The organism is Labrenzia sp. ATLA3 (genome assembly GCF_057180185.1).
This window is the reverse complement of sequence record NZ_JBXUKV010000009.1, coordinates 229,949-250,612: the sequence shown is the minus strand read 5'-3', so window position 1 is coordinate 250,612 and position 20,664 is coordinate 229,949. Positions and strand designations below refer to the sequence as shown.

The 20,664-nt window shown below is 56.2% G+C and carries 16 protein-coding genes and 1 tRNA gene; 5 read left to right on the top strand and 12 right to left on the bottom strand.

Annotated features, from left to right (window positions below; translation table 11 throughout):
• Positions 1-82 precede the first annotated feature (82 nt).
• Positions 83-481 (top strand): YbaN family protein, encoded by a 399-nt coding sequence (locus AC2A6O_RS25040; RefSeq protein ID WP_498931156.1) that lies wholly within the window; start codon positions 83-85, stop codon positions 479-481.
• Between the two features lie 3 nt (positions 482-484).
• Here AC2A6O_RS25040 and AC2A6O_RS25035 read toward each other — a convergent pair whose 3' ends face one another.
• The 3 genes from AC2A6O_RS25035 to glmU all read right to left on the bottom strand — a co-directional run bounded on the left by AC2A6O_RS25035 (position 485) and on the right by glmU (position 4,234).
• Positions 485-931, bottom strand: a complete 447-nt coding sequence (locus AC2A6O_RS25035; RefSeq protein WP_498931154.1) for a GNAT family acetyltransferase — start codon at positions 929-931, stop codon at positions 485-487.
• Between the two features lie 3 nt (positions 932-934).
• The gene (glmS, locus tag AC2A6O_RS25030) at positions 935-2,761 is read right to left on the bottom strand and encodes a glutamine--fructose-6-phosphate transaminase (isomerizing) (RefSeq protein ID WP_498931152.1); all 1,827 of its coding nucleotides are present in this window, start codon (positions 2,759-2,761) and stop codon (positions 935-937) included.
• A 117-nt stretch (positions 2,762-2,878) separates the two neighbouring features.
• The gene (gene glmU / locus AC2A6O_RS25025) at positions 2,879-4,234 is read right to left on the bottom strand and encodes a bifunctional UDP-N-acetylglucosamine diphosphorylase/glucosamine-1-phosphate N-acetyltransferase GlmU (protein WP_498931150.1); all 1,356 of its coding nucleotides are present in this window, start codon (positions 4,232-4,234) and stop codon (positions 2,879-2,881) included.
• Between the two features lie 533 nt (positions 4,235-4,767).
• Between glmU and AC2A6O_RS25020 the strand changes: the two genes are divergently transcribed.
• Positions 4,768-5,685: a hypothetical protein gene (locus AC2A6O_RS25020; RefSeq protein WP_498931148.1), complete on the top strand. Its 918-nt coding sequence runs from the start codon at positions 4,768-4,770 to the stop codon at positions 5,683-5,685.
• A 77-nt stretch (positions 5,686-5,762) separates the two neighbouring features.
• Here AC2A6O_RS25020 and AC2A6O_RS25015 read toward each other — a convergent pair whose 3' ends face one another.
• The 3 genes from AC2A6O_RS25015 to AC2A6O_RS25005 form a co-directional block, all read right to left on the bottom strand.
• Positions 5,763-6,503, bottom strand: a complete 741-nt coding sequence (locus tag AC2A6O_RS25015) for a cytochrome c biogenesis CcdA family protein (protein ID WP_498931146.1) — start codon at positions 6,501-6,503, stop codon at positions 5,763-5,765.
• Positions 6,504-6,630: 127 nt separating this feature from the next.
• Positions 6,631-7,647 (bottom strand): TAXI family TRAP transporter solute-binding subunit, encoded by a 1,017-nt coding sequence (locus AC2A6O_RS25010; protein ID WP_498931144.1) that lies wholly within the window; start codon positions 7,645-7,647, stop codon positions 6,631-6,633.
• Positions 7,648-8,039: 392 nt separating this feature from the next.
• Positions 8,040-8,333, bottom strand: coding sequence for a hypothetical protein (locus AC2A6O_RS25005; protein WP_148586826.1), 294 nt, complete (start codon positions 8,331-8,333; stop codon positions 8,040-8,042).
• Between the two features lie 371 nt (positions 8,334-8,704).
• Here AC2A6O_RS25005 and AC2A6O_RS25000 point away from each other — a divergent pair.
• A tRNA-Lys gene (locus AC2A6O_RS25000) sits at positions 8,705-8,780 on the top strand.
• A 239-nt stretch (positions 8,781-9,019) separates the two neighbouring features.
• Here AC2A6O_RS25000 and AC2A6O_RS24995 read toward each other — a convergent pair.
• From AC2A6O_RS24995 to tpiA, 6 genes are all read right to left on the bottom strand, one after another.
• Complete coding sequence (locus tag AC2A6O_RS24995) at positions 9,020-12,175, bottom strand: efflux RND transporter permease subunit (RefSeq protein ID WP_498931141.1); 3,156 nt, start codon at positions 12,173-12,175, stop codon at positions 9,020-9,022.
• Positions 12,176-13,336, bottom strand: coding sequence for an efflux RND transporter periplasmic adaptor subunit (locus AC2A6O_RS24990; protein WP_498931139.1), 1,161 nt, complete (start codon positions 13,334-13,336; stop codon positions 12,176-12,178). It abuts the gene before it with no gap.
• Positions 13,337-13,622: 286 nt separating this feature from the next.
• Complete coding sequence (locus AC2A6O_RS24985; protein ID WP_498931137.1) at positions 13,623-14,444, bottom strand: VOC family protein; 822 nt, start codon at positions 14,442-14,444, stop codon at positions 13,623-13,625.
• A gap of 27 nt (positions 14,445-14,471) precedes the next feature.
• Positions 14,472-16,100: a CTP synthase gene (gene pyrG, locus AC2A6O_RS24980; protein ID WP_148586783.1), complete on the bottom strand. Its 1,629-nt coding sequence runs from the start codon at positions 16,098-16,100 to the stop codon at positions 14,472-14,474.
• A gap of 133 nt (positions 16,101-16,233) precedes the next feature.
• Complete coding sequence (secG, locus tag AC2A6O_RS24975; RefSeq protein ID WP_148586782.1) at positions 16,234-16,617, bottom strand: preprotein translocase subunit SecG; 384 nt, start codon at positions 16,615-16,617, stop codon at positions 16,234-16,236.
• Positions 16,618-16,741: 124 nt separating this feature from the next.
• The gene (gene tpiA, locus AC2A6O_RS24970; protein WP_498931134.1) at positions 16,742-17,500 is read right to left on the bottom strand and encodes a triose-phosphate isomerase; all 759 of its coding nucleotides are present in this window, start codon (positions 17,498-17,500) and stop codon (positions 16,742-16,744) included.
• A gap of 231 nt (positions 17,501-17,731) precedes the next feature.
• On the opposite strand from tpiA, the gene AC2A6O_RS24965 reads away from it, so the two are divergent.
• Both AC2A6O_RS24965 and trpD read left to right on the top strand, forming a co-directional pair.
• Positions 17,732-19,624 (top strand): peptidylprolyl isomerase, encoded by a 1,893-nt coding sequence (locus AC2A6O_RS24965; RefSeq protein ID WP_498931132.1) that lies wholly within the window; start codon positions 17,732-17,734, stop codon positions 19,622-19,624.
• Positions 19,625-19,648: 24 nt separating this feature from the next.
• A complete protein-coding gene (gene trpD, locus AC2A6O_RS24960; RefSeq protein ID WP_498931130.1) occupies positions 19,649-20,662 on the top strand; it encodes an anthranilate phosphoribosyltransferase in 1,014 nt (337 codons plus the stop codon).
• The last annotated feature ends 2 nt before the right edge of the window (positions 20,663-20,664 follow it).

Below are 20,664 nucleotides of genomic sequence, written 5' to 3'. Positions count from 1 at the left end.
GCATCTTTATCGCAGCGTGGTATCTTTCGCTCGATTTATTTTTCAGCGATATATTCAGACTGTGCCGGATTTGGAGGCAGTGTTGCGGCGGACCACGTTCAAACTTCTGGGAACCGGATGCGTCGGCCTCGGGATTGTCGGTGCATTCCTGCCCATCCTGCCAAGCACCATCTTTTTCATTTTGGCTGCGGCCTGCTTCGCCAGGTCATCTCCCGCGCTCGAAGCCCGCATTCTCAACCATCCCATTTTCGGACCACCCGTGGTGGCCTGGCGCGAGCATGGTGCGATCCCGCCAAAAGCGAAGATCTTCGCCGTTTCCGGCATGACCTTCGGCTACTGCGTGTTTTATCTGTCAGCCCATCCCGGCCTGTGGCTTGCGATTGGTGTCGGACTGTTCATGATCGGCTGTGCCGCCTACGTGCTGTCGCGTCCCTCCGGGCCGGGTAGCACTCCGCCTGACGGGTGCAAGGATCCGTCCTGAGCTTTAAGGTTTAATGTCCGGAATAAGCCTCTTGCCCAAGGCAACGGCTGTTTCTTCGGCATAACCGAGCTGTTCGTAGAACCTCAGAACCTTTTCATTGCCCTGACGCACCATCAGATTGATCTTCGGGCACCCCCGGGCAATCAGGAAGGCCTCACAGCGGCTCATCAGCATCTTGCCAAGTCCAACCGTCTGGAAGTCCGGGTCGACAGAAAGATAGTTGATCGACCCGCGATGACCGTCATAACCGGCCATGACAGACCCAATCAGCCTGTCTCCACACAGCAGCACGAAAAAAGCGCCGTTTTCGTCGGTCTGCTTCCGGTCGATGTCCTTGTCAGGATCATTCCAGGGACGCGTCAGACCGCATTTGTCCCAAAGCGCGATCACATCGCTCCTGTACCGCTCTTCGAACGGCAGAACCCGGTCGTGTGTGCTTATGCCGTCCACGGACTATTCAACCGTCACAGATTTTGCCAGGTTTCTCGGCTGGTCGACATCTGTGCCCATGAACACGGCTGTATGGTAGGCAATAAGCTGAACCGGCAGAGCGTAGATGATCGGCGCCACAATGTCGGTCATGTCCGGAAGGATAACCGTATTCTCAGCGGCGTTACCGCATTCCGATGCCCCACGCTGATCGGTGATCAGGACGATCCGTCCGCCGCGAGCCGCAACTTCCTGCATGTTGGAAACGGTCTTCTCGTAAATCGCATCGAAGGGCGCAATGACGAAAACCGGCATATTTTCGTCGATCAGCGCAATCGGCCCGTGCTTGAGTTCTCCTGCAGCATAGCCTTCTGCGTGGATGTATGAGAGTTCCTTCAGCTTCAACGCGCCTTCCAGCGCAAGCGGGAAATTGGTTGCCCGGCCAAGATAGAGGGCATTGCTTGCCTTGGAGAGCGGATGCGCCAGTTTCTCTATGTCGACTTCGCAGGCCAGAGCCTTCAGCGCGAGGCTTGGAACTTCCGTCAATTCTGCGACCAGTTCCTGTTCCCGCTCGGGTGTCAGAACGCCGCGTTCCCGCCCGGCCTGCAACGCTAGTCCGGCCAGAACTGCGAGCTGACAGGTAAAGGCTTTCGTGGAGGCGACGCCGATTTCCGGTCCCGCGACGGTCGGAAAGACCTTGTCGGCCTCACGCGCAATCGTGCTTTCAGGAACGTTCACAATCGCCCCGATCGTCGCGCCATTGTCTTTGCAATAGCGCAGCGAGGCCAGTGTGTCGGCGGTCTCCCCGGACTGGGAAATCACCAGTGCCGTATCTTTGTCGCTCACCGGCGTTTCCCGGTAGCGGAACTCGCTGGCAATGTCGATCTCCACCGGCAGACGGGCATATTTCTCGAACCAGTATTTGGACACCAGACCAGCAAGATAAGCTGTCCCGCACGCTGTGATGATCAGCCGCGACAAGTCCTTGAACTTCAGCTCTTCGGCACCTTCCACCCGAGCGCGTTTGGTTTTGTAATCGAAATAGCGCGACAGCGTATGGCCAAGAACTTCAGGCTGCTCGTGTATCTCCTTCGCCATGAAGTGCTTGTAGTTGCCCTTGTCCATCAGGCTGGAAGTCACAGAAGACTTTGCCTCGGGGCGGGTGACGGGACGGTTCTGCTGATCGAAGATCTGAACACCCGCTCTCGTGATGACCGCCCAGTCCCCTTCGTCGAGATAGGTAATCCGGTCGGTAAACGGCGACAGGGCGATAGCATCCGAACCGACGAACATTTCACCGTCACCATGGCCGACGGCAAGCGGAGATCCCTTGCGGGCTCCGATGAGAAGATCGTTTTCGCCGGAAAACAGCATGGCGAGCGCGAAGGCGCCTTTCAGGCGTGGCAACACTTCTGCGACAGCATCCTTTGGAGAAAGGCCTTTTGCCATCGCCAGATTGACCAGATGGGCAACGACTTCTGTATCCGTTTCCGTGTCCAGCACTGCGCCCGCGGCAACGATTTCCTCACGCAGGTCCAGATAATTTTCGATGATGCCATTATGAACGACAGCAACCGAACCGGCCTGATGCGGATGGGCGTTGGCGACAGTCGGTGCACCATGTGTTGCCCACCGGGTGTGCCCGATACCGGACAAGCCCATCAGAGGCGCTTTTTCGAGAGCTGCTTCCAGGTTGCGGAGCTTGCCTTCAGCCCTGCGACGCACGATGGCGCCATCCACCAGTGTGGCAACGCCAGCAGAATCGTAACCCCGGTATTCCAGACGCTTGAGCGAATCCACAATCCGAGGCGCCGCATCAATCGTTCCCAACACGCCAACAATGCCACACATGCAAAAAGCCCTTTAAAAATAGATCCAGCGGACCGCACTGCTTTAAACGACGGTGCCAATCAATCAGAAATCAATACCTGTTTCAGAAAATGACAGGGGTGGGGAAATGTCTATACCTCAGGATTTGTTGTTCTTGGCTGCCTGCAGCCGTGCGCGCAATTCCTTGGCCTTGCCTTCCTTCACGGTCTGACGCGCCCGCCCGAAAGCCATGGAGTCCGGCTCGACATTGGCCGTAATGACGCTTCCAGCAGCAACAAACGCGCCGCTGCCGAGTGTTACCGGCGCAACGAGCGTAGAATTGGATCCTACAAAACTACCGGCTCCAATGTCAGTACGGTGTTTCAGATACCCATCGTAGTTGCAGGTGATGGTGCCCGCTCCGATGTTCGACTTGGAGCCAACGCTGGCATCGCCGATATAGCTGAGATGGTTCGCCTTGGCCCCGTCCCCGAAGGTGGCGTTTTTCACTTCAACGAAGTTTCCGACGCGGGTATCAGCTCCAAGGACTGCGCCTGGCCGCAATCGCGCATAGGGACCAACGACACTGTTTTCACCGACGGTCGCACCTTCCAGATGACTGAAAGCCCTGATCCTCGCTCCGGCGGCGACCTTCACCCCCGGCCCGAAGACCACGCTTTGTTCAATTACACAATCCGTTTCCAGGACCGTGTCATGCGAAAAGTAAACCGTATGCGGTGCCAACAGCGTGCAGCCGTTTTCCAACGCGGCTTGGCGCATCCGGTCCTGGAAATCCGCTTCACAAGCAGCCTGTTGAGCGCGCGTATTGATGCCTTGCGTTTCTGCTTCGGAAGCGGAAATCGCAACGACTTTCAAGCCCCTGCTGTTGGCGATTTCAACTGCATCGGTCAAGTAGAACTCGCTCTTGGCATTGGCATTGCCAATTGAATCCAGCAACGAGAGTGCGTGCTTGCCTGAGAAGCCCATGATGCCGGAATTGCAAAATGTGATCTTCCGCTCATCGTCCGAAGCGTCTTTTTCTTCGCGAATGGCGATCAGGCGGCCATCTTCAGTCACAAGCCGCCCGTAACCGAATGGCTGCCGGGTCTCAAACCCGAGAACAGCAACCTCCGCCCCGTCGGCCAAAGCGTTGCGAACTTCTCCAATCGTCTCCGGCGTTACCAGTGGTGTGTCGCCGAAAAGGATCAGAATATCGTCTGAAATCGTTTCCAGTGCAGTTCGCGCAGCAAGAACCGCATGCGCCGTCCCCAACCGCTCGCGCTGAACCGGGCAAGTCGCCTCTGGCGCCAATACATTCACCAGCTTTTCAAGCTCCGGCATGTCTGGCCCGACCACCACTGAAATTCGATCGGATCCCGCTTGCTTCAAAGTCTTGATCACATGCCCGACCAGCGGCAAGCCACCAATCTCGTGCATCACCTTGGGCAGGTTGGATTTCATCCGGGTACCGAGCCCGGCGGCTAGAACAATCGAAAGGCAAGAACGTTCAGTCATCAATGGTCCACTGTCAAATATCAGGGCATCACACATACGTGTCGGCCACTATATGCCCCGATCCACAGAACATTGAAAGATCTGACTTCCGGAGCGTTCGAGTTTGCGTTTCCTTAACCATAATACGCACCTGATGGGGTATCTTCTTTGAGATTCGGTTTCAGGTGCGGAAAGCAGGACTTTTGGCAAAGCGGAAGGCACAAAAATCTGTTCGGGACATAGTCCGCGAAACGTTCACGCCTTCGCGTGTCGGCGTGCTTTCGTGGGCGTTTGCGGCCGTTTGCATGGGCACAGTCGGGCTTGCGTCGTACCAGTTCAGCAACGCCCCACAGCAGTTCACTCCGAAATTTGATTTTCCCTCTGGCCTTACGCTTCCTCCGATGGGAGGGGTTGCAACGACTGCCTCTATCTCGACCTCTTCCGGTAAAGGTGTCCCGATCGAGGTCATGCAGTTGCCGGACGGTGGTAAAGATGCTCCGTTGCCCGCTTTGAGCCAAAGCCAGATTGAAGTCCTGCAAAAGGAAATCGTCGGATTGCGTCGACGCCTGGGCGCATTAGCCGAACAAAACGTCGCCTACTCGCGGCGCATTGCTGCGCTGGAAAAGGAAGCCGCCCGTTCGAAGTCATCCAGCTCCGACACCACGGTTGGGAGCAATGGTGAACCGGCAGAGCCTGGTCCCGGTGTGATCCGTACAGAAGCTGCAAAATCAAACCCCAAGACTTCGCTTCCTGTTCCGCCCCCCTCTCCGAAAATGAGAGTTGAGGTCAACCAGCAGGTTCCGGCAACTTCAGCGGCCCAAGCTCAAACGGTCAGAAAGGATGCGTCTCTGCAACGCATGCCGGAAGCTTCCAAGGCCCCCCCCAGAATGGTCAGCATGCAGGTCGGAACCAAAGCATCCAATGCACCTTCTCAGAAATTCAATCCGAGCGAACCAGTTCGGATTGTCGATCTGCCCAGGGTCAACCTGCCGGCTGCAGGTGAAGCGCCACAGGCAACCGGATCCATTCCCTTGACGGTTGAAGAAAACACGCCTTCTTCTCAGGCAATAACGGATGCGTTCGATGCAACTCCTACGCAAACGACCAGCAGACCAGTGGTGGTCACACCCTCAAGTCCAGCCGGGCGGCTGCGCGGTGGCGGCGACAGCAAACTGAAGCGGAGCGATTTCGGGGCGATCATTGGTCACTACAGCTCCACGGCTGCGGCTGCGAAAGCATGGGCGGATTTCAAGAATCAGAACGTGGAACGCATGCGTGACCTTCGCCCGCTTCTGATGGAACAGACCACGCCACAAGAGGGCATTGCCCTGATGGTCGGCCCATTCGCTAATGCGGCAGATGCCGCCGTTGCATGCCTTCAGCTGTTGGATGTCACGGAACTCTGCCACCCGGCCCTGTTCGCGGGGGAACCGCTTGTGACCGCCGCCGAGTTTCGCGACACGGCGTTTTAAAAGTCTACCCAAATCAAAAACGATTAGTGTGGCTCACCAGAGCGCCAATTTCTTGGCGCTGTTATTCAATTGATGCGCTAACCGATCGTCTGAAGTGCGGGAAACGTCTCCAGGAGCCAGTAGGACATAACAGCCATCTGCCCGGTCAAGAACATGACCCCGGTCAGGACAAGCACTACGCCCATGGTTTTTTCAACCGCGCCCATATGTTTGCGGAACTTTCGCATGAATTTGAGGAACGGCGACGCGAAAAGCGCAGCAATCAAAAACGGGATACCGAGTCCGAGAGCGTAGGCACTCAACAGCAAAGCGCCCTGCCCGACCGTTTCCTTGCCGCCTGCGACAAACAGAATGGCAGCCAGAATTGGACCGACACAGGGGGTCCAACCAAATCCGAATGCTAGGCCGATCACGTAGGCGCCAAACGGTCCTGCAGGCTTTTTCTCCACATGAACACGCGCTTCCTTGTAAAGCATGCCTATGCGGAAAACGCCCAGGAAATGAAGCCCCATGACGATGATTGCGGCGCCCGCAATGTAGCTCAGATAGTCCAGATAGGCTCGAATGAACTGGCCCAGGAAACTGGCTGTCGCACCGAGAAGAACGAACACAGTCGAAAAACCCAGCACAAAAAACAGGGCGCTTAGAAAAACACGCCGCGACGCTGCGTTGCTGTCTTCGGCTTCACCAGACAGTTGCTCCAGCGAGACACCCGCCAGGAACCCGAGATACGGTGGCACGAGGGGCAGAACGCAAGGCGAGACAAAAGATAGAACGCCGGCAAGCGCAGCGCCTACGATGGTGACTTCCTGAATCATTCGATATTCCGGTTGTTCTGGCGGCCACACCGGCAATCCGGTGAGGCTTGGGGCGACCTTCTTAGCCGTTTCCCAACGTTGACCAAAGACACAAGTGCTCACCATTTGGAGAGCGACGTTCGCCCGGTCAGTTTGCCTGCGCCGGAGCGGTTGCGGGCACTAGGCCTTTTTCCTGGAAGTAGGTCAATGCGCCAGGATGTAGCGGCGCCGGCATCTTGTAGGCCACCAAGTCCTTCTCGGTCAGGAGGCTTAAAGCCGGATGAAGACGCTTGAAGCTCTCAAAATTTTCGAAAACAGCCTTCACAAGCGTCCTGACGATCTCTTCCGGCATACGCGCGGAGGTCACGAAAGTGGCGACAACGCCGAAAGAACCAACGGGCTGATCAAGCCCATAAAGACCCGCCGGAATGTCGGCAGGCATATAGTATGGGGCCTCAGCCACAAGCGCATCGATTGCCTTGCCGTCTATCCCGATCAAGCGGATGTTGCAGCGAGCCTGAGTTTCCTCAATCAAGGCGGCGGGGTGGCCAATAAGTTCGAAGTAGGCATCAATCCTGCCCGAACACAGTGCCTCCGACAATTCGGAAGTCTTGAGTTCCTGAAGGCTCTCCTGATCGCTCTCAGACCAGCCCAATCTGCTGATAAGGGAATTCCAGGAGGCCGCCGATCCTGACCCTTTGCCGCCTATGTTTATTCTCGACCCTTTCAAATCGTCGAACTCCCGATAAGGAGAATCTTCTCGAACTGCGATGGTCGCAACCTCGGAATGGAGTGAGAAGATAGAGCGCAGTTCCTCGAACGGGCCGTCTTTTTCGAATGCGGATGTCCCCAGATAGGCATGGTACTGCCAGTCGGACTGGACATAACCGAAATCGATTTCGCCGGAATGAATTTTCCCGATGTTGGCGATTGAGCCGAGTGTGGTTTCGACAGAACACCGAACACCGTGCTCTGACCGGGTCATGTTGACGATTTTGCAGGTCGCGCCACCGGAAGGATAATAGACGCCCGTCACCCCGCCGGTTCCTATGGTTATGAAATGCTGTTCATCCGCACGGGCACTTCCAATCGCACAACCGACAAGAAGCAAGCCGGCGCCAAGGAACGCTGAAAGGCGGGTGCGTGTGGAACTGAAACCGGTCAAGTGGCGCCTCAAGCGCTTTGTAGCAACGACAGTCTCCAGTAGCTTTGCCAACAGTTCAGCCCTTCTGCCGTTTCTTGGAAGCGGCATCCCTTTCCAACTGACGAGCACACCGAACGCGACCCGTGCACTTGGGAACCCGCATCGGTTTCCATTGATCCAGTGGCGCTGTTTCCGCACCAAACACGATATCCAAGGAGTAGCAAAGGTGTCTTATGAACACCAGCTGGCAACAACCGGTTCAATCACAAAATACCTGAACTGAGAAAGCGGATCGGTAAGGGCTACAAATTGAAAAGTGAATTTTTAAAGTTCAAATAATCTTCGTTTCATCAAGGTCGAGCAACGAAATATGCCACGGCCCCCTACCCTGGGCCGGCCATACTGAAGAAAAATCAGTTGTGACGGCCTCCCTTGATAACTTCAAAAAGCTTGCCCTTGAGCTCTTCGTCAGCGTCTCCATCGCGAAGGCCCTGTCGCCACTGATCGAGGATCAGACGCAAGCCAAGCGTTTCCCGGCTATGCGGAAGATCTCCGATAAATGACGCAAAAAACAGGTCGAGCCGTTCCCGGTCGATCAAGCCCTGGTCGATCAGTCCATGAATCAGCGTCATCGTCGCAGCGATGTGCCCTTTCACGAAATCAAACTCGACGGAGCTCGTATGGGTGTCGATTGTCGTGGTGTGCATGTAACCTCTCATGTATCCAACAACGTTACATCACTCGACTTTATTGCGCTACCTGACAGTTTTCGCAGGAGAATGATCGTTATTTTCTTTAAAGCGAAACTTTGCAAATATATTCTGAAATAGTAAATCGACTTTCTCTAGGTATTACTATTAGCTTTCAATTTAACACTATCAACAAGCGGTATTGTAATTCATCACTACGCGAATTTTCCCCAGTGTATTCATCGACGTGCATACAAAAATGCCGATTTTTCCTAGCCTGTTGAAAAAGTCGATTTTGCCTCTTGCATTGTCCTCAAGCTCGGCCTAAACACACGCCACCAACGCGGTCGCGCTGCAACAACGCACTGAACCGCTTCGGAAATTGGTGAGAGCCGATAGCTCAGCTGGTAGAGCAACTGACTTTTAATCAGTAGGTCCAGGGTTCGAACCCCTGTCGGCTCACCAATATTTCCAAGGTCTTATCCCAAAAATTTTTAAGCTTGCAACATCTGCCGTTGTGCTGAACCAGCGTGCGGCTAGATCTTTTTTACATTGCCTGGCGTGGATCGCTCTAGATTCCAAGCTTTACCCAATTTGGTCTCAAAACGAAAAACCGGGCAATCCCTATGGATCGCCCGGCTTTGATTACTTTACGTCACTTTCAAACAACGCAAATAGGATCGCGAACTGAAATTATTTTACAATCAGGAAGCCACAGGTTCCTCTGCCGTCTGCCCTTTTTCCTTCCCGCCAAACCAGCCTTTGACGGTTTCACGCATGGTCTGCAAGTTCACGTACAAAATAGGGATCATCAGAATGCCAATGCACGTTGCAAACAGCATTCCTCCGAACACTGCGAAGCCGATGGCTTTCTGACTGGCGGCACCAGCGCTCGAGGCTGTCATGAGTGGGACAACCCCCAGCAGGAACGACAAGGCGGTCATCATCACCGCCCTGAACCTGAGATGAGCCGCTTCCACGGCCGCGTCCTTGATACTCTTGCCATCGGCCCTTTGTTCTATCGCGAATTCCACGATCAGAATGGCGTTCTTCGCCCCCATCCCGACCAGCATGATCATTCCAATCTGCGTGTAGAGATTGACGTCACCTCCAGTCACGAACACCGCCACAAGCGCTCCGAGGATCGCAAAGGAAACCGACATCAAAATCGCGATGGGCATTGTCCAGCTTTCGTACTGGGCAACCAGAAACAGATAAGTAAACAGGATCGACAGGAGCAGGATCAACAGAACAATCTGGCCTGATCCCAACTGCTGCAAAGCTGTTCCCGTCCATTCGAGCGCATAGCCGGACGGAAGAGCCTGAGCGCCGGCGGCGTTGATTTCGTTGATCACCACACCGGTCGATGCGCCGGGTGCCGGATCAGCCATCACAGCTGCCGCTCTGAACATGTTGTACCGGGTCAGGATTTGCGGACCGAGCACGTTCTGCGTGGTCAGAATACTTCGCATGGGCACCATGGTGCCGTCGCTCGCCCGTACATACAGCGCCCCGATATCCTCCACCCGATCGCGGAACTTGCCCTCTGCCTGGATCATGACCTTGTAAACACGGCCGAAGATGTTGAAGTCGTTGATGTAATAAGACCCCAGATAGGCTTGCAACGTTGTGAAAACATCAGAAACGTTGATGCCAAGCGTCTTGGCTTTTTCTCGATCGAGATCGACAAACACCTGCGGCACATTGGCTCGGAAGGTTGAATAGGCCCGGCCCACCTCAGGGCTCTGATTGGCAGAATAGATCATCGAACCCAGTGCCGATGCCAGATCCTGCGGAGTGCCGCCTCCGGTCTGCTGCAACATCGCCTGAACCCCGCCAGTCGTACCCAGACCTGGAATTGGCGGAGGGTTGAAGGCGATGATATTTGCGCCGGGAATGGTCGAGAACTCCGCCCAGAACTTTGCAAGGATCGCGTTGATACGCAGATCAGGCGCCTGACGGTCCTCCCAGTTCTTCATGGTGGCAATCACCAGAGCCGCATTCGAAGACGTTGCGCCATTCAGGATCGAGTAGCCGTTGACGATGACGATGTCTTCGACACCTGCGGTTTTTGAAGCCAGTTCAACCACCTGCTTGGTGACGGTTTCTGTCCGCTGCAGCGAGGCTCCGTCGGGAAGCTGAACGTCGACCATCAGGTACCCCTGATCTTCCGAAGGCAGGAAACCTTGCGGCAGAGATCCACCAAGCGTCACGATCAGAGCAACCGCACCGGCAACGACCGCCAAACCGATGATGGCGAAGCGGACGAGACGGCGAATGACAGCGGTATAGCCATTGCGGACCGAGGTGATCCCACGGTCGAAAAGCCCCATGATGCCACGCGGGGGTCCTGAGCGAGCCTTGAGGATCAGACCGCAAAGCGCCGGCGACAACGTCAGCGCGTTGATCGAGGAAATGAGCACCGAGACCGAGATCGTCACTGCGAACTGCGAATAGAGACGTCCAGTAATGCCGGGCATGAAGATGGTCGGGACGAACACAGCCAGAAGCACAAGCGTGGTGGCGATCACCGGACTGGTGATCTGTTCCATCGCCTTTGTGGTGGCTTCCTTCGGTGGCAAACCTTCATCGGAAATGATGCGTTCCACGTTTTCCACGACGACGATCGCATCATCCACAACGATACCGATGGCCAGCACGAGCGCGAATAGCGAAATCGTATTGAGCGTCATGCCGAGGGCCAACAACACGGCAAATGTACCGATCAACGACACCGGAATTGCAACAGTCGGGATAATCGTGGCCCGCCAGTTCCCAAGGAAAATGAACACCACCGAGACCACCAGAAGGAAGGTCAGGAACAGGGTGGTAATAACGTCGTTGAGCGAGGCCTGAACGAAATCCGTGGTGTTGAAGGGAACACCGTATTCCATGTCCGGCGGAAAGTTCTTGGCCAGTTCGTCAAGACGCGCGAGCACGTCTTGCGATACCTGCAGCGCGTTTGCGCCAGGGGCCTGATAGATTGCCAGAACAGTGGCCGGCTTGCTGTTGAATTCGCCCGAGGCATTGTAGACCTGAGCGCCGAGTTCCACCCGGGCTACGTCACCAATCGTTACGACGGCACCATCGGCTCCCGTTCGCAGCACGATCTGTTCGAACTCTTCCGGCGACGACAACCGCCCCTTTGCCTTGATGGTGTATTGAAACTGCTGCCCGTCCGGCACCGGAGGCGAGCCGATCTGACCGGCAGCCACCTGAATATTCTGGTCTCGTACGGCTGTAATGAAATCGGTAGGCGTCAGGCCAAGGCTGGCAAGCCTGTCCGGATCGAGCCAGATACGCATGCCATAAGAAAAATCGGTCATCACGTCTGCACGACCGACACCTGGCACGCGGGCAAGCGCGTCCTTCAGATTGATCGAAGCGTAGTTTGACAGGAAAACCGGATCAAAACTGCCTTTCGGCGAATACAGCGTAATCACCAGCAGCATGTTCGTGCTGGCTTTCTGCACTGTCACGCCATTGTTCGTCACGTCACTTGGCAGCTGACTGTTGGCCTGACTGACCCTGTTCTGGGTGTTGACCGTCGCAATGTCCGGATCTGTTCCGACCGCGAAAGTGACATTGAGAGAATAGTTGCCGCTGTCGTTACTCGTCGACTGCATATAGATCATATCGTCAACGCCGTTCACCTGCCCCTCGATGGGGGCGGCTACGGTTTCTTCCAGCACTTCGGCGTTTGCGCCGGTATAAGTTGCGGCAACGTTGACGACCGGCGGCGTGATATTCGGAAACTGTTCAACTGGAAGCGATAGATAGCCGAGCACACCGGCAATCGTGATCACAATGGAAATGACCAGCGCGAATTTCGGCCGGTAGATAAAAAAGCGTGAAAACATTTAGCTTTTCTCCGCCGGCTTGGAAGCAAGAACCGGGTTGACGACGACACCGGGGCGCACTTTCTGCAAGCCTTCGACGATGACCTCGTCGCCTTCTTTCAGGCCCTTGGAGACGACGAATTTCGCTCCTTCCTGCTGACCCAGTGTCACGTAACGCTGCTCGACTTTCTTGTCCGCTGTGATAGCGAGCGCGAACGCGCCTTCCTGATCCCGCTGAATTGCAGCTTGCGGAACAACAAGTGCTGTTTCTGTCTTGGGGGCCTCAAGGACGACGGTGACATAGGTACCGGAAATCAGGCGGATGTCCTTGTTCGCGAACTGGCCGCGGAACGAAATCGTTCCCGTGGCCGTGTCGACCTGGTTATCAATGAAAACGATCTTGCCTTTTTCGTCATAGTCTTGGCCATTTGGCAGCACCAACTTGAGATCAGGAGATTCCTCCGGTGTGATATCGGCCGGATTGATGCCGTGGGTCTTGACCGCGTTCAGATACTGCGCCTCGCTGACGGAGAAATTGACGTAAACGGGAGCCAGGCTGATGAGACTGCCAAGAGACCCGGTCCCTGGCCCGACAACCTCACCGACGCTATAGGTGGTCTTGCCGAGCTGCCCGTCGAAAGGTGCCGAAATGTCTGTGTAACTGAGATTGAGTTGTGCCTCCTGAAGAGACGACTGCGCTGCTTCCACTGACGCTTCTGCCTGCTGTTTTTGAGCAAGAGTCGCTTCATAGGCCGCCTCGGACAGGTGCCCCTTGTCTCTCAGGTCTCTGTCCCGCTTTTCATCGGCTGACTTCAAAGCAGCGTCGGCCTTTGCACTCGCAAGATCAGCCTGCGCCTTTGTCAAAGCCGCCTGGTACTGGGCTTTTTCAATGGTGAACAAGAGGTCGTCTTTCTTGACGACGGAGCCGTCGGGAACGGCCTTCTTTTCCAGGAACCCTTTGACACGGGCCATCAGATCGACCTTGTCGATGGCGGCAACCTGACCGACGAAGCGCGCACTTTGACGAATACTCTGAGACTCGATCTTGGCAACGCTTACCGATGGTGGCGGCGCAGCTGGTGCCGCCTTTTGCTTGTCGTCAGAGCAGCCGACCAGCAGCACCGAAGTGGCCGCAACCAGTGCAAGCGTGCGAGGGATAGAGGCAAAAGGCAAAAAAGTCATTCGTGAACTCCGCAGTCCGACCACCAGGCCAAGGCGCTAAATATGAGGATCACTATAAAAGGACTGGTTGATTCAACAAGAGAATAGTGCCCGAACCGTGTGGTCTCAGGGGATTAATTCCTTAACGTTTTCAAAGTCAGCCCTGTATCGCCCGCCTGGAGAGCCAGGAGCGGCAAACTTCAAATCTGGGACTTGGTGATTTTCGGGATGTGGCACGACGTCGAGGCGTCCCAGGTCAAAAGGCGACACACGTTCATGACACCTAAAACAGCGCTTTAGTCGGAGATTATTGAGGAGACAGGATCAATGTCAGTCCGTTCAGCTTGTTCGCCGGAACTGTTTTTCGCTCAGTCAGTCCCTTGCAGCCGATTTCGAGAGCCGCAATTTGCGGCAGCGGCCCGGCAATCTGACCAGCTTCTTCGGCTCCAACCAGCGACGCATAGGCTGATTGCGTCAGGACCGAAATCGTACCGCGAGCTGTGTTCAGCTCCAGACCGAGACTGGTCGCGCGCATTTCGCGCTGACCTGTAAAACCACCCAGAAACGCGTGATGGTCAGAAGGATCACCTGCGACGAGATAAACCGCCTTGACCGTTGACGCATCATTGGCGTGGTTTTGAAAGGAGCCCTTCCAGAAGTTCTCCGGAAACCTGTTGCAGCAAGTGAAATAACCGATCTCAGGGGCGAGCGGGTCACTGACGAAAGTCAGGTCGAAGGCAACCTGTGCCTTGCTGCCATCCGACAGATTGGCAGTACGCTCGAAGGAAAACGGTTCGTAGAGTTTCAGTCCCGCTTTATGGAAATCGTCCCTGTCCTTCTGCGGATCAGCACTGTCCAGAACCAGCATGCTGGCCCCTTCCCGGTTGACGAGAAAGTCTCGGTTGAAGGCTCCAAACGAAAACGCATTTTCGGAGGCTTCGAAAATGAGATCCCGATCAGCGATGCTCAGCAATTCGACGAAGAAACCATCGAGCTGCACCAAGCGGTTGGCCGTTCCCCAGGAATGCCGATTTTCGGGCGTAACCGTGAAACCGAGTTCACTCCAGGCTTCGCCCGCGGACTCCAGATCCTTGACCGCAACAACGATATGATCAAGCCCGCGAACCATGTTTCCTCCCCTTCCCGCTCAGGCTGATTAGACCAGGCGGCCCTGATGGACTGCCGCGCTGATGAAGGAAGCGAACAACGGATGTGGATCGAAAGGACGGGACTTCAGTTCCGGATGGTACTGAACGCCGACGAACCAGGGGTGATCAGCAATTTCGACTGTTTCCGGAAGAACACCGTCAGGAGATGTACCGGCGAAAATCAGGCCGCATTTCTCGAGTTTGTCGCGATAGCCGATATTGACTTCGTAACGGTGACGATGACGTTCCGAAATGCTTGTCGTGCCGTAGATTTCAGCGATCCGCGACCCCGTTTTGAGAGCTGCCGGATAGGCCCCAAGGCGCATTGTTCCGCCCAGATCGCCCTCTGCATCGCGCACTTCCTTGTTGTTGCCCTTCGTCCACTCGGTCATCAGGCCAACAACAGGTTCCTTCGCGGGACCGAACTCAGTGGAATTGGCATCCGAAATACCGGCGAGATTACGGGCAGCTTCCAGAACAGCCATCTGCATGCCGAAACAAATGCCGAAGTAAGGGATCTTGCGGGTGCGCGCAAAGTTTGCGGCTGCAATCTTGCCCTCTGCCCCACGTTCGCCGAAACCACCTGGAACCAGAATGCCGTGCACCCCTTCCAGATAAGGGCTCGGGTCTTCCTTCTCGAAGGTTTCCGATTCGATCCACTCGAGGTTCACTTTGACGCGATTCGCGATGCCGCCATGAACCAATGCCTCGATCAATGACTTGTAGGCATCCTTGAGAACCGTGTACTTGCCGACGATGGCGATCTTGACTTCGCCTTCCGGATTGGCAACCGCCTCCGAAATGCCATTCCAGCGGTCGAGAACCGGCGCTGGAGCACCCTTTATGCCAAAGGCCGCCAGAACTTCGTCGTCCAGGCCTTCCTTGTGATAGGCAATCGGCACATCGTAGATAGACTTGACGTCGTAAGCCGGAATGACCGCACTTTCACGCACGTTACAGAACAGCGACAGCTTCCGTTTTTCCGTTTCCGGGATCGCGCGGTCGCAGCGGATCATCAGGATATCCGGCTGAATACCGATAGACCGCAGCTCCTTGACCGAGTGCTGTGTCGGCTTGGTTTTCATTTCGCCGGCGCTTGGAATGTACGGCATCAGGGTCAGGTGCACATAGACGACGTCGCCACGCGGAAGATCGTTGCCAAGCTGGCGGATCGCCTCGAAGAAGGGCAGCCCCTCGATATCGCCAACCGTTCCGCCGATCTCCACGAGGACAAAATCGTAGCCCTCGTTGCCGGTCAGAACGAAATTCTTGATTGCGTCGGTAACATGCGGAATGACCTGGACGGTTCCGCCCAGATAATCGCCTCGCCGTTCCTTGGCAATAATGTCCTGATAGATCCGCCCGGTGGTTATGTTGTCCTGCTGGTTGGCAGGACGACCGGTGAACCGCTCGTAGTGGCCGAGATCGAGGTCTGTTTCCGCACCATCGTCAGTGACAAAGCATTCGCCATGCTGATACGGGCTCATGGTGCCCGGATCGACGTTCAGGTAGGGATCGAGTTTGCGGAGACGGACCTTGTATCCACGTGCCTGAAGCAATGCGCCCAGTGCCGCTGAAGCAAGACCTTTTCCAAGCGAGGAGACCACGCCGCCAGTGATGAAAATATATCGCGCCATGGACCGATACCATATCCTTGCCGAGGGCGCTTTGGCCACTCGGGAGTTGCGTTCTCAACACATAAAAATGCCCTGCGAGATAAGCCGCAGGGCATATGTCAGGTGAATGGGTCCGAAGACCCGTTTGGCCGCCTTATTGCGCGGCCGGGACCTGGGGTCCTGAAGGTTCTTGCTGATTGAGCTGTTTCAACGAATCGAGGACACCGCCTGAACCACCTTCGGTCGCACCGTCCGTTGCAGCGGGCGCTCCCTGGGTTGCCGTCGGCACGGCATCAAGAATCGAACCAGGGCGGTCCTGATTCTTGGCAATCAGGCTGAGCGTCAGCGACGTGGCGAAGAAAGCCACCGCCAGCACAGCAGTCGCGCGCGTCAGAATATTCGCAGTCCCACGGCTGGACATCAGACCACCGCCCCCGCCGCCAATGCCAAGCGCCCCACCTTCGGAACGCTGCAGGAGGACAACAAGCACAAGGGCCAAGACGACCATCAAGTGGATTACGATGACTACGGTTTCCATCGAACGCCATTCTTCATTAAATACAAGATTTGCGGCCTTCTACACCAGACGCCGTCAGCTTTCCACCCTTCAATTGCGCCTTCATCACAGAACCTTCAAGGCCGGCGCAATATTAAGGGTAGCGTCAGGAGTAAGCCGCGAGGATGCCAAGGAAGTCCTCGGCCTTGAGACTGGCGCCGCCGACCAGCGCCCCATCGACATTGGCAACCGCCATCAATTCGCGGGCGTTGGCCGGTTTCACCGAGCCGCCATAGAGAAGGCGCATGGAATCTCCTTCTGAACCGAACCTTGCAGACAGGTTGTCACGCATGGCCTTGTGCATTTCCTCCACGTCGTTTGTCGTTGGGGTCAGGCCGGTACCGATCGCCCAGACAGGTTCGTAGGCAACGACACAATTGTCGGCCGTCGCACCGTTCGGAATAGATCCGTTCAACTGACGCTCGACAATCGCAAGCGCCTGTCCCGCCTTGCGCTCTGCTTCCGTTTCTCCAACGCAGATAATGGCAACAAGGCCCGCTCTCCACGCGGCCCGGGCCTTCTCATTGACATCGACGTCACTTTCACCGTGGTCGGTCCGGCGCTCGGAATGTCCGACGATGACTGCTTTTGCACCAGCATCCGCGAGCATTTCAGCGGAAATATCGCCTGTATGGGCGCCCGAAACGGCCGTATGGCAATCCTGTCCGCCAACGCTCAACGTGCCATTTCCCGTCTTTTCGGCAATCGCTGCAATCAGCGTTGCCGGTGCGCAGATCATCGCGTCGACCGAATCCGCTAGATCGTCGCCGATCCCGGCGCACATCTTGTAGACTTCAGCCTGACTTGCCTTGAGGCCGTTCATTTTCCAGTTACCGGCCACCAGCGGCTTGATCGCTGCACTCATATTCAATTTCTCCCTCGGCATGATCCAGGATTTGCCGCCTATAGAGCAGAAGCGCCGTAGCGTTGCAATCACCCTGAAGGCGGGAAAACCCAAATCGCTTCCGAAGTTTGTCAAAGGCCGCCTTGCGGCAGCGGCGTGGCGTCTTTATGATCCGCCCGCTCCGGCCAAGGCCGGCGCTGAATTCAGCCGGTGATGCCGGCTGCCGGAAAGAAGAAGAATACGGGAGTCGTCATGCTTGACGCGCTGCGCAAGGGCGCTGGCACCTGGGTTGCCAAACTGTTTATTGCTCTGTTGATCATGAGCTTTGCCGTGTGGGGCATTAGCGGTTTTTTGACCGGTACCGGCCAGAACACTGCCGCTAAGGTCGGTGACACGGAAGTCTCGCTGTTCGATTTCGACCGGGCTTACAGGCAAGACCTTGGGCGGCTGGCTCAACAATTCGGACGCCAGTTGACACCGGCGGAAGGTGCGGCTCTCGGTGTGCCGCAGCAAACGCTCGGCAAACTTGTTGCCGAAGCGGCCATGAACGATACAGCGCAGACCATGAAGCTGGGTGTCTCGGACGCACGCCTCGCAACGATCATCCAGAGCGATCCCGCATTCGAGGGTCCCGGCGGACGCTACGACAAGAACCGGCTGCAACAGGTTCTGCGCGCAAGCGGTTACCGGGAAGACGAATATGTCGTCGAACGCCGCAAGGTTGCCGAGCGTGCGCAGCTTGCGGAAGGTATTGCCGGGAGCATGAAGGCACCGGTGACCTATCTGGAATTGCTGGACACCTATCAGGGAGAAGCGCGCAGCGCCGATTACCTGCTGGTCACGCCGGAATTCATCGGAGAGATCGAAGATCCCACGGAAGACGTTCTCAAGTCCTACTTCGAAGAAAAGAAGGATGACTTCCGCGCACCCGAGTTTCGGGAAATCAAATATGTCGCTCTGACGCCAACCTCGCTGGCCCGTCCGGATGATATCTCCGACGAGGACGCGCGCGCGGAATACGAACGTCGGTCGGAAGATTTCTTCCAGCCTGAACGGCGCAAGATCCGCCAGATGTCGTTCCCGTCTCAACAGGCCGCGGAAGAAGCCGCTCAGGAACTTGCAAACGGCAAGACTTTCGACGAGCTCATGAGCGAACGGAATCTGACCAACAATGACGTAACCCTGGGCGTTATGGCAAAAGCCGATTTTCTGGATGAAGCGATAGGCGACGCCGCGTTCAGTCTTGAGGACGGCGCGACAAGCGGCCCGGCCGAGGGTCGGTTCTCCACTGTCATTCTCAATGTCGAGGAGATCCTTCCGGAAAGCACCAAACCCTTTGAGGAAGTCAAAGACGAGATTGTCCAGAGCCTCGCGAAGGAACAGGCTGAGCGGGAAATTCTCGATATTCTTGATGAAGTCGAGGATGCCCGTGCAGGTGGAGCGCTTCTGGATGAAATCGGTGAACGTTTCTCGCTGAGCGTGGAAACTCCGCCCGCTTTCGACGCTTCCGGAAACGGGGAAGACGGGAAGCCCGTCACCCTGCCAGATGCGGAAGGCCTGGTGGCAGGAACGTTCGACAGCGACATCGGGATCGAGAACGACGTTCTGCAGTTCGGGGACCAGGGATTTCTATGGTACGACGTTGCCAAGGTCATCCCTTCGCGTGAACGCACGCTCGACGAAGTCCGGGCAGACGTCATCGCAGCCTGGAAGAAGGATGAACTTGCGAAACGCCTGAGCGATACCGCCGCAGACCTGCTGACCAAAGCCGAAGGTGGCACGCCGTTCATCGCCCTTGCAGCGGAAACCGGACTTGATGTGAAATCTGCCGCGGACCTGAAGCGCAACACACCGTCCGGAGATTTTGGCCGCGATGCGGTGTCAGCTGTCTTCAGTGGCCCCGTCGGAACGGCTGCTGTTGCCGAAGCCAATGACGGAAAAGGCCGTCTCGTCCTGAAGGTCACGGGTTCGAACATTCCGGATTTCCAGGAAGGTGCACCGCAAGTTGCCGCCCTGGGACAGCAGCTTTCCCAGCAACTTCAGGATACGCTGCTCGGCCAGTTCATTACCGATCAGGAAAACAAGGCAGGCGTTGAAGTCAACAATGCCGCCATTTCCCAGATGATCGGATTGGACCGGAATTGATCCGTTTGAAAGTGGAATGACGAGATGAGCACATTCAAGGACTTCATTGCCAAGGTTTCAGACGGTCATGCCTTGAGCCCCGAAGAAGCCCGCGAAGCCTTTGAGGTGATCCTGTCTGGATCTGCAACGCCATCTCAGCTTGGCGGCTTTCTGTTGGCCTTGCGGGTGCGCGGCGAGAGCATCGCCGAGGTGACCGGCGCTGTCGCGACCATGCGTTCCAAGATGGTCCCGGTAAAGGCCCCGGCCAACGCTATCGACATCGTGGGAACTGGAGGCGACAACTCCGGCAGCTACAACATCTCCACCTGCACGGCTCTGGTCGTTGCCGGCTGCGGTGTCCCGGTCGCCAAACACGGCAACAGGTCGTTGTCTTCCAAGTCCGGCGCGGCGGAAGCGCTCGCCGAACTTGGCGTCAACATCGATATCGATGCCAACAAGATTTCTGACTGCATCACCAGGGCGGGAATCGGTTTCATGTTCGCCCCATTGCACCATGCTGCCATGAAGCATGTGGGCCCGACACGCATGGAACTGGGCACGCGCACCATCTTCAATCTGCTCGGTCCTCTAACCAATCCTGCAGGTGTCAAGCGCCAGATGGTTGGTGTCTTTGCCCGCAAATGGGTGGAGCCGTTAGCGGAGGCCTTGCGCGAGCTGGGTTCGGAAAAAGCCTGGGTGGTTCATGGCTCTGACGGAATGGACGAAATCACCACCACTGGGCCGACGGCCGTCAGCGAGCTCATGAACGGAACGATCCGTTCCTTTGAAATTTCACCGGAAGACGTCGGACTTGCCATTTCCGATCCGAAAGATCTCAAGGGCGGGCTTCCTTCCGAAAATGCCAAAGCGCTGCGTGGCGTCCTTGCCGGGGCGAAAAATGCCTATCGCGATGTAGTTCTTTTCAACGCGGCCGCGTCTCTGCTTGTTGCCGACAAGGTGGACACCTTGAAAGACGGTGTCGAGATGGCGGCTCAATCCATTGACAGTGGTTCGGCAGCCGACACACTGGAAAAGCTGGTTGCAGCGTCAAACGGGTAAGA